Consider the following 9,642-nt stretch of genomic DNA (forward strand, 5'->3'; position numbering starts at 1 on the left):
GATTGATAAAATGGGGTTGTGCAACTTAAGGAACATTTTCATGAATTCCATTTTTCAAAGGAGCGAATCACTGTTGAGTGAAATCATACATCGTACCAAAACCCGCCCGATCAAGGTTGGTAATTTAACTATTGGAGGCAACAATGAAGTTGTCATCCAGAGTATGACAACAACGAAGACGCATGATGTCGAAGCGACTGTCGCTGAAATCATGCGCCTTGAAGAAGCAGGCTGCCAGGTTGTCCGTGTTGCTTGTCCGGATGAAAGAGCGGCAAATGCCATTTCTGAAATCAAAAAAAGAATAAACATACCGCTTGTTGTTGATATCCATTTCGATTACCGCTTAGCGCTTAAAGCGATTGAAGGCGGAGCCGACAAAATCAGGATCAATCCAGGGAATATCGGCAAGCGTGAAAAGGTAGAGGCTGTTGTAAAAGCCGCTAAAGAAAAGGGTATCCCAATTAGAATTGGTGTAAATGCCGGATCCCTAGAAAGACGGATTCTTGAAAAATACGGCTATCCAACAGCGGATGGAATGGTAGAGAGTGCTCTGCACCATATCAAAATCCTCGAGGACCTTGATTTTCATAATATCATCGTTTCGATGAAGGCTTCTGATGTTAACCTGGCGATTGAGGCTTACGAAAAAGCTGCAAAGGCTTTTGATTATCCACTTCATCTTGGTATCACCGAATCAGGAACTTTATTTGCAGGTACTGTCAAAAGTGCTGCTGGACTGGGTGCGATTCTCAGCAAGGGAATCGGCAACACTGTCAGGGTATCATTAAGTGCAGACCCAGTAGAGGAAGTTAAGGTAGCAAGAGAACTGTTAAAGTCATTTGGCCTAGCAGCTAATGCAGCAACATTAATCTCTTGCCCAACATGTGGACGAATCGAAATCGATTTGATCAGCATTGCCAATGAGGTGGAAGAGTACATCTCTAAGATAAAGGCACCAATAAAGGTGGCTGTGCTTGGATGCGCTGTTAACGGCCCTGGCGAAGCACGTGAAGCTGATATCGGTATTGCAGGGGCAAGGGGAGAAGGTCTTCTTTTCAGAAAAGGAGAGATTGTCCGCAAAGTGCCTGAAGAAACAATGGTAGAAGAACTTAAGAAAGAAATCGATAAAATCGCTGAAGAAAAGATCCGAGAAGCTGCCATTCAGAAATAAACGATTAAAATGCCCGGGAAACAGTTCCCGGGCATTTTTTATTGGCATTAATTTAATAGTACCGTTAGAAGAACGGCAATATAAAGATGCCGACTAGAATGGAGATTGTCCCTATCCCAATTGCCCAGCTTCCGATAGCGGATCCTCTTCTGCGAGCCATGAAGCCAAGGACAATCCCCGCAGCTCCGAAAAGAACAGGTAAAATAAACAGCGACAAGATCGATAGGGCAAGAGCTGATAGAGCTAGCCCTCGTCCTCCAGTTGTACTTTCTTCTTCTGACCTTCTTGTAAGTGCAGGTGGTGCAGGAGCAGCAATCTCCGCCGCAGTTTCTTCCTGGTACTGTTTTTCCTTACGTACAGGTCGGGCGATTGCAGTCATCTCCTGGTAGTGTTCATCACGCCCAGGTCCCGCGATTGCAGTCATTTCCTGATAGTGATCCTCACCTTCAGGTCCCGCGATTGCAGTCATTTCCTGGTAGTGCTCATCACGTGCCGGAGAGTACAGTTCAGTTGCTGTTTCTTCCTGGTATATTTCATCACGTGCATCCCTGATCGTAATGACATCCTGCTTAGGTTCAGTGATATATTCGGTACCTCTCTGTTTTCGCTCTTGGTCTGCCACTTTAATCCCTCGCTTTCTTAAGTGGAGCATTTATTATTGTTTACGAGTAGTGAGGTTTTCATCATGGCAATGTTTGACTAACTTGAGAAAGTAAATCTTTTGCGAGCCTTCCATATTTGGTAAGATTAAAGAAAGATCAATGTTTAAGGAGCAGATTGATGAAAAAACGTTTTGGCATAGACATCGATGGTACAGTCACTTGTCCGACTACATTTGTACCTTATTTAAATGAAGGATTCGATTTAAACATTACTCTTGATGATATAAAGCAATATGATTTTATGCCGCTTGTATCTGTATCTGAAAGAGAGTTCGCTGCCTGGTTCAAAAAAATGGAACCTGAAATTTATGCTAATTCTCCTTTAGCAAAAGGCGCTAAGGATATTTTAAAGAGCTGGGAGAATGAGCACGAATTATATTTTATCAGTGCCAGAGGAACACATTTACTTGATCTGACCAAAGAATGGTTTTCTGCCAACGAACTTAGGTATCATGACATCCATCTGATCGGCTCACATGATAAAATTGAAGCTGCACGTAAATATGAAGTGGATATATTTTTCGAGGATAAACACGATAATGCAGTCAACCTGCATGAAGAGCTAGGGATTCCGGTTATCCTCTTCAATACTCCTTACAATCAGGAACATATTCCTGAAGGAGTCATCCGGGTGAATAACTGGCAGGAAGCAAATGAATGGGTGAAAAACTGGTTTGGAAATAGTTAAAAACGGCCACTTGCGATGGCCGTTTTCTTCGTTTTTATCGGTATTATTTTATACCTTTTACTTATTGAACACAGTCAGGGCAGCGACCGTATATTTCGAATTTATGCCCGGAAATATCATAGCCTTTGAAGCTTGCTTCAATATTCCTCATTGGACAGGTATCAATTTCCTTCGTTTTGCCACAGTCAAGGCAGATGAAATGATGATGGTGCTCTTTATGTGAGCAGGTGAATCGGAAATGCTTTTCACCTGATAACTCTGTCATTTCCAGGATACCTAGATCAGCAAACACGCTCAAATTCCTGTAGATGGTATCAAAGCTCAAGCTAGGATAATTACCCTTCATTTGTTCCAGGACATCGCGAGCAGTCAAATATTTGTCATTATCGGAAAACAACTGGAGCATATCTTCCCTTTTACCAGTATGCTTAAAACCCTGTTCCTTCAACAGGTCCATTGCTTCGTTCACATTCATGAAATCACCCCGTTAGATGGATCTTGTAGCTGCACGTTTTTTTAGCCAAATGGACAGCACAAGGATGAACACGGCAATCATCACAATCGTTCCGCCTGGTGCAAGGTTAAGGTAATAGGACAGGAACAAACCACCCAATACCGATACCTCACCGAACAGGATTGAAAAGAAAATGGTTTGCTTGAACCCCTTTGCGAAGCGAATGCTTGCTGCAACTGGAAGGGTCATCAGGGATGAGACAAGCAGGATGCCAACGATCCTCATCGATGCTGCAATCACCAGTGCCACCATAACGATGAAAATAAAATGGAGCGTCTTAGCGGCAATCCCAGTCGCCCTGGCATATTCTTCATCAAAAGATAAAAGGAAAAGTTCTTTATATAACAATACAACAAGTGCTATCACCATAATGCTGATGATCAGGATCGTCCATAGATCAGCCCTGCTTACCGCACTCACGCTGCCGAATAAATAGCTGAACAAATCAGTATTGAAGCCGTCGGCAAGCGAAATGAAAATTACTCCGAGTCCGATTCCGCCTGAAAGGATAATCGGAATCGCCAATTCCTGGTAATGTTTATAAACAGTACGCAGCTTTTCAATGAACAATGAGCCGCCAACCGAGAAAGCCATTCCCATATAAAGTGGATTCAGACCGCTGAAAATCATAAACTTTTTCTCAAGCAGGAGGCTTGCGGCAATTCCCGCCAATGTGACATGGCTGAGGGCATCAGCTATAAGCGATAGTCGTCTGACGACTATAAAAACTCCAAGAAGCGGAGCAATCACCCCGATGATCATTCCAGTCAAGAAAGCATTCTGCAAAAATTCATATTGCATCAGTCCGCTAATCATGAAGGTGTCCCCCTCCGTGATGATGATGATCGTGCGTCAAAACGTGGACATCATGACCATAAATCTCCGATACATCATTTAGCTTCAATTGTTCAAATTCCTCGGCACTTCCATGGAAATGCATGTTTTTGTTCAAGCAGGCCACATTCGTCACTTTTTCTGAAATCGTCCCTATATCATGTGTGACCAATAGGAGAGTGATGCCTTTCTCCTTATTGAGTGTTTCGAGCATCCCATAAAAGGAATTGACGTTTTGAACATCTACACCTACCGTAGGTTCATCCAAAATCAACAATTCAGGATCGCTGACCAGCGCCCTCGCGATGAATACCCTCTGCTGCTGCCCGCCGGAAAGTTCCCCTATATTCCGGTCGATGAACTTCCCCATTCCGACGGACTCGATCGCTTGCTTTATTTTAACTTGGTCAGTCTTCTTCAAAAAATGAAAGAGCCCGAGCTTCTTCGTCAGACCACTCGCTACTACCTCAAAAACGGTAGCAGGAAAACCTGTGTTGAAAGAGTTGGCCTTCTGGGATACAAAGCCAATTTTGTGCTGTTCCTTAAACTTGTTAATATCTTGACCAAACAGGCGGATTAAGCCTTGTTGCGGCTTGATCAGGCCAAGCATAAGCTTGAGCAGTGTTGACTTGCCGGAACCGTTCGGGCCGACGATTGCTAAAAAGCTACCCTTCTGGATAGACAAATTTATATTTTCAAGAACATTTTCTTTATCATATCGATAATTAAGGTCCTGTACCTGGACGATGTAATCATTATTGTCCATTTTTATCACCCGCAAAAATAAGAATCATTCCGATTTACTTTAAGTAGTATATCTCTTACAGACGATAATGTAAATAAAAGAACTCGTAATCCAAGAAAATTGTCACGAATCCATTACTGGGCACATACCCTACTATGAAGGAGTGATGATCTTTGGCTATTTTTGAAAACATCATTAACCATAAAATAGGCAACATCTCGACAGACGAACTGCTGAAATACGCCTCTCAATTTAACATTTCCATTACAAAGGGGCAGGCAGAGAAAATCGCCGGATACTTACGCGGTAAAAAAGTGAACATCTTTATTGATTCAGAGAGAACGGCACTGATTAAGCAAATCGCCAGAATCACCAGCCCGGAAACAGCAAAAGAAGTTAATAAGTTATTCGTTCAATTCACTAAATAAGAGATGTGTCCGTCATGACCTTTATGACGGACACTTTTTCCTCGTTTCCGGCCTTTTCTGTCCGTCATGGCTCTTATGAAGGACACTTTTTTCTTTTTCCCAGCCATTTTTGTCCGTCATGACCCTTATGACGGACATTTTTTCCTCGTTTCCGGCCATTTCTGTCCGTCATGTATATAACTATCATTCCACCTGGGGGTAACTCATAACCGGTCCCCTATTTTTACCGCAAAAAAAGCTGTGGAATGTTCCACAGCTTCTGCTTTGTGATTAAATTTCGCCATTCCTGATGATATCAAGCAAATTCTCTTCGAATTGTTTGCTTTTCAGCATTTCGATTTCATGTTTGTAAGGCGCCTTTTTATTATTCTTGTCTTCACCGACAAATGGTGTTTCAAGAATTTTAGGAACATGTGTCAATTGCGGGTGGTGGACAATGTAGCTTAATGCGTCAAAGCCGATATGTCCGAATCCTATATTCTCATGACGGTCCTTCCTCATCCCGACCTCATTTTTGCTGTCGTTGATGTGAAGTACCTTCAGTCTGTCAAGACCGATGATTTTGTCGAATTCATTCAGAACACCATCAAAATCTTCAACTATTGGGTATCCTGCATCATGAGTATGGCAAGTATCGAAGCAGATGGAAAGCTTATCATTATGGGTTACGCCATCGATGATCATTGCGAGTTCTTCGAAGGATTTTCCACACTCCGACCCTTTTCCAGCCATCGTTTCAAGAGCGATTTGGACTTTGTCTTCGCTGCTAAGAACCTCGTTCAGTCCCTCAATGATTTTTTCAATCCCTTTTTCTGTCCCTGCACCTACATGTGCACCCGGATGCAGCACGATTTGCCTGGAACCAATTGCTTCAGTCCGATCAATTTCACTCCGTAAAAACCTTACTCCTAAATCAAAGGTATCCGGATTTTGCGTGTTCCCGATATTGATGATATAAGGAGCATGAACGACGATTTCACTGATACCGTTCTGCTCCATATGCAAGCGTCCTGCTTCAATGTTAAGGTCCTCGATTTTTTTCCTTCTTGTATTCTGAGGTGCCCCCGTATAGATCATAAAAGTATTTGCACCATATGAGACAGCTTCTTCACTAGCAGAAAGCAGCATTTTTTTTCCGCTCATGGAAACATGTGATCCAATTAACATCTTGATCTCTCCTAAACATTTACAATTTGATTATTTTTTCTTATTCAAACGATTTTCACGTTTTTTAATTTTGTCCATTTCCCACTGCATCTTTTTCTTATATCCTGGTTTTACCTTTTTAGGCTTGGAAACGAGCGACTTTGCCTTCACCTCGCCAGAAGTTTCTTTTTTCTTTCTGTTCTGGCGTCTGTTCCGCTCTTCGATTTCGCTGAATTCACCTTTTTTCAAATCAATGTTTTTGAAAGTGATGCCCATCTTTTCAAGACGGATCAATGCATCTTCATCACTCTGCTCATAAACCGTCAAGGCAATACCTGAAGATCCAGCACGTGCCGTCCTTCCTACCCTGTGGATATAAAAATCAAGATCCGTAGGCAGCTCATAGTTGATGACATGACTGATTCCCTGAATATCAATACCTCTTGCAGCCAGGTCTGTAGCTACAAGATACTGGAACTCAAGATCCTTGATCTGCTTCATGACACGCTTACGTTCGCGCGGGCTCAGGTCTCCATGGATCCGGCCAACCTTCAATCCTTTTTGGATTAATCCATCGGCTATTTCGTCAACTTTCTTCTTCGTGTTAGCAAATACGATCCCCAAATATGGGTTGAATGCAACAAGTGCCGAATAAACAAGCCCGATTTTATCACGATGCCTTGCAGGCAAAAGAATATGTTCAATCTTCTCTGCTGTAGCCTGTTTTGGATCGATTTGTACATATTTTGGGTTTTCCATATATTTTTTCAAGAATGGTTTTAATTTTTCAGGAATTGTTGCTGAAAATACAAGCATTTGCAGCTTTTCTGGCATACGGGACGCAAACTGGTCAATATCCTCGATAAAGCCCATATCCAGCATCAAGTCTGCCTCATCGATCACGAGCATGTTCGCTGTATGCACAAATAACGCGTTTTCCTTAACCAGGTCGTTAATCCTCCCTGGGGTGCCAATGACGATTTGCGGCTGTGTCTTAAGCTTCTCGATCGTTCTTTGCTTGTCCGTCCCGCCAATATAGCAGCGAGCTGCGATCTGCTCTCCATGCAGAGCGTGTTCAGCAATTTTAAGGACTTCATGGTAAATCTGATTGGCAAGCTCACGTGTCGGTGCGGCGATTACTGCCTGCACCTCATTGCGTGATGAATCAATCTTATTCATAATTGGCAGTACATAGGCATGCGTCTTTCCTGTACCGGTCTGGGATTGCCCGATGGCACTCTCACCCTTCTGGATTGTAGGAATAAGACGTTCCTGGATCTCAGTCGGCTCATAAAACCCTAGTTTATTGATCGCATCTATAATGAACGGTTTCAATTCATAACGATTAAATTTTGTTTCACTCATTGAAAATCTCCTTCTTTCGCCCTGTTCCCTGGATAATTGGGGGAATACAGCTCGTTCCGTAAGCTGATCTCTTCAGGTTCATCCTGTAATTATAATAAAGATTGCAGAAAATCTCCAATCAGTACTATCTTAACCTTTCCTTATAAAAAAACAAACCTGTTTCGCAAACATACTTTTTTCTTAAACCAATCCTGATTATATGCATACTCTAGTAGGAGATGAAATATTGGGAAAGGAGGGGTCACAATGCTACAAGGACCCCGTATGAACTCACGCGGGATGCAGAACCGGTTTTATGGTCCTGGCATGATGGGTGGGCCCGGCATGGGACAGCGCCAGATGTATTCAAACCCATTCGGTCCTGGATCCAGAATGCCACGTGGCCAAATGCCAAGGATGATGGGGAGAAATCCGCAATCAAGACAGGGAGGCGGATTGCTATCAAAGATTCTTGGAAAAGGCAGCAGGGGCCAGGGAAATGGTATCTCTGGATTATTAGGAGGCGGAAGTGGACCGGCACGTGGAGCTTCAGGTGGAGGTATCCTGAAAACGCTCGCCGATCCATCTGCGCTTAATGGATTTCTCACCAACACCCAAAAAGTTCTCAACACCGCACAGCAATTCGGACCAATGATTCAGCAATATGGTCCTCTCGTCCGTAATTTGCCTTCAATGTGGAAACTGTACAGAGGACTGAAAGACCTCCCAGATGCAGATGAGTCAAAATCTGAACAAGAAACGAATGAATCAGCCGAGAAAAAGAAGAAACCGAAAAAAAACAAAAAAACTGGTTCCAGTTCTCCAACTCAAAAACCGCCAATCAAAAAGCAAAGCAATAATTCAGCTTCTACTCCTAAATTGTTCATCTAACTTAACCAACAGTTAATTCATTCCTTCTGGAAAGTCGCTTTTGTATTCTTTCTATAAGTCTTATATAATAAAAGAAAGAATCAGAGGTATTCTTAGGAGGTTGACTCAATGAATGTAATTAAAATTTCACCGCGCGGTTATTGCTATGGTGTTGTCGATGCCATGGTTATTGCACGCAATGCTGCACTGGATAAAAGCTTGCCGCGTCCTATATATATACTTGGTATGATTGTCCATAATAAGCATGTCACGGATGCATTTGAAGAGGAAGGCATCATTACTTTGGACGGAAACAACCGCAAGGAAATCCTTGAAAAGGTTGAAGGCGGTACAGTTATTTTCACAGCACATGGCATTTCCCCCGAAGTCAGGGAGCTTGCCAAGCAAAAAGGTCTAGTTTCGATTGACGCGACATGTCCGGATGTGACAAACACCCATAACCTGATCAGGGAAAAAGAAAAAGAAGGTTTTGAGGTTATTTACATCGGCAAAAAAGGGCATCCCGAACCTGAGGGAGCGGTAGGTGTCGCCCCAGGAATTGTTCACCTAGTTGAAACAGCAGTGGATGTAGAGGCTTTGAATCTGCAAGCTGAAAAATTAATCGTAACCAACCAGACAACGATGAGCCAGTGGGACGTTGCCGACATCATGAAAAACGTCAAGGAAAAGTACCCCCACGCAGAAGTTCATAGAGAAATTTGCATGGCTACACAAGTCCGTCAAGAGGCTGTAGCGGAGCAGGCTAAGGAAGCAGATGTGCTAATTGTAGTTGGTGACCCTAAGAGCAATAACTCAAACCGACTAGCACAGGTATCCGAAGAAATAGCCGGAACAAAAGCATATCGAATTGCCGATATTACCGAACTTGATATTGATTGGATAAAAGATGCGGACACAGTGGCAGTCACATCTGGAGCATCGACTCCAACACCAATCACAAAAGAGGTCATTACCTTCCTCGAACAGTTTGACAAGGAAAACGAGGACACATGGGCAAAAGAGAAAAAAGTACCTCTTCATAAAATCCTGCCAAAGGTTAAGAAGACTGAGGCAAACGTATAAGAACAAAAAGCGCAAGCGCCTCGTTCAGCCCCGACAAGCGCTGGAGAGCCGCCCAATGAAGTCGTTCTTTGACTTCAATGGGCGGCTCGAAGCGACTCGAGGGGCTAGGCGCTGGAGCTGGATTAAGAAAACTACATGCAGTTATCCACACCTAAAT

At 43.1% G+C, this 9,642-nt stretch carries 12 protein-coding genes; 5 read left to right on the plus strand and 7 right to left on the minus strand.

Annotation, left to right across the window (positions count from 1 at the left end; translation table 11 throughout):
• The first annotated feature begins 40 nt into the window (after window positions 1-40).
• Window positions 41-1,171, plus strand: a complete 1,131-nt coding sequence (gene ispG, locus J7E32_RS10650) for a flavodoxin-dependent (E)-4-hydroxy-3-methylbut-2-enyl-diphosphate synthase (RefSeq protein WP_214907099.1) — start codon at window positions 41-43, stop codon at window positions 1,169-1,171.
• Window positions 1,172-1,235: 64 nt separating this feature from the next.
• Here ispG and J7E32_RS23320 read toward each other — a convergent pair whose 3' ends face one another.
• A complete protein-coding gene (locus tag J7E32_RS23320) occupies window positions 1,236-1,793 on the minus strand; it encodes a DUF4190 domain-containing protein (RefSeq protein ID WP_483297602.1) in 558 nt (185 codons plus the stop codon).
• Window positions 1,794-1,951: 158 nt separating this feature from the next.
• Here J7E32_RS23320 and J7E32_RS10660 point away from each other — a divergent pair, with 158 nt between their 5' ends.
• Window positions 1,952-2,521: a 5' nucleotidase, NT5C type gene (locus J7E32_RS10660; protein ID WP_214907100.1), complete on the plus strand. Its 570-nt coding sequence runs from the start codon at window positions 1,952-1,954 to the stop codon at window positions 2,519-2,521.
• 61 nt (window positions 2,522-2,582) lie between these two features.
• On the opposite strand, the gene J7E32_RS10665 is transcribed toward J7E32_RS10660, so the two are convergent.
• The 3 genes from J7E32_RS10665 to J7E32_RS10675 are packed head-to-tail and all read right to left on the minus strand — an operon-like array spanning window position 2,583 to window position 4,635.
• Window positions 2,583-2,996 carry a Fur family transcriptional regulator gene (locus J7E32_RS10665; protein WP_214907101.1) on the minus strand — a complete coding sequence of 138 codons (414 nt, stop codon included), beginning with the start codon at window positions 2,994-2,996 and terminating at the stop codon, window positions 2,583-2,585.
• A 12-nt stretch (window positions 2,997-3,008) separates the two neighbouring features.
• Entirely contained in the window at window positions 3,009-3,851 is an 843-nt protein-coding gene (locus J7E32_RS10670) for a metal ABC transporter permease (protein ID WP_214907102.1), read from the minus strand.
• Window positions 3,844-4,635, minus strand: coding sequence for a metal ABC transporter ATP-binding protein (locus tag J7E32_RS10675; protein ID WP_214907104.1), 792 nt, complete (start codon window positions 4,633-4,635; stop codon window positions 3,844-3,846). Before J7E32_RS10675 ends, J7E32_RS10670 begins: the two co-directional genes overlap by 8 nt.
• A 152-nt stretch (window positions 4,636-4,787) precedes the next feature.
• Between J7E32_RS10675 and J7E32_RS10680 the strand changes: the two genes are divergently transcribed.
• Complete coding sequence (locus J7E32_RS10680) at window positions 4,788-5,042, plus strand: DUF2624 domain-containing protein (protein ID WP_214907106.1); 255 nt, start codon at window positions 4,788-4,790, stop codon at window positions 5,040-5,042.
• Between the two features lie 21 nt (window positions 5,043-5,063).
• Here the strand turns inward: J7E32_RS10680 and J7E32_RS10685 are convergent, their stop codons facing one another.
• The 3 genes from J7E32_RS10685 to J7E32_RS10695 all read right to left on the minus strand — a co-directional run bounded on the left by J7E32_RS10685 (window position 5,064) and on the right by J7E32_RS10695 (window position 7,553).
• Window positions 5,064-5,201, minus strand: a complete 138-nt coding sequence (locus J7E32_RS10685; protein WP_214907108.1) for a hypothetical protein — start codon at window positions 5,199-5,201, stop codon at window positions 5,064-5,066.
• Window positions 5,202-5,312: 111 nt separating this feature from the next.
• Window positions 5,313-6,209 (minus strand): deoxyribonuclease IV, encoded by an 897-nt coding sequence (locus tag J7E32_RS10690; protein ID WP_214907109.1) that lies wholly within the window; start codon window positions 6,207-6,209, stop codon window positions 5,313-5,315.
• 30 nt (window positions 6,210-6,239) lie between these two features.
• Window positions 6,240-7,553: a DEAD/DEAH box helicase gene (locus J7E32_RS10695; RefSeq protein WP_214907111.1), complete on the minus strand. Its 1,314-nt coding sequence runs from the start codon at window positions 7,551-7,553 to the stop codon at window positions 6,240-6,242.
• 246 nt (window positions 7,554-7,799) lie between these two features.
• Here J7E32_RS10695 and vrrA point away from each other — a divergent pair, with 246 nt between their 5' ends.
• Together vrrA and J7E32_RS10705 are read left to right on the plus strand one after the other, a co-directional pair.
• On the plus strand, window positions 7,800-8,423 hold the full coding sequence (vrrA, locus tag J7E32_RS10700; protein WP_286182977.1) for a VrrA/YqfQ family protein: 624 nt from the start codon (window positions 7,800-7,802) through the stop codon (window positions 8,421-8,423).
• Between the two features lie 108 nt (window positions 8,424-8,531).
• A complete protein-coding gene (locus tag J7E32_RS10705) occupies window positions 8,532-9,485 on the plus strand; it encodes a 4-hydroxy-3-methylbut-2-enyl diphosphate reductase (protein ID WP_214907113.1) in 954 nt (317 codons plus the stop codon).
• Window positions 9,486-9,642 lie beyond the last annotated feature (157 nt).

Origin of the sequence: Bacillus sp. ISL-55 (assembly GCF_018613155.1) — a bacterium.
In the GTDB taxonomy this organism is placed as follows: domain Bacteria; phylum Bacillota; class Bacilli; order Bacillales; family Cytobacillaceae; genus Mesobacillus.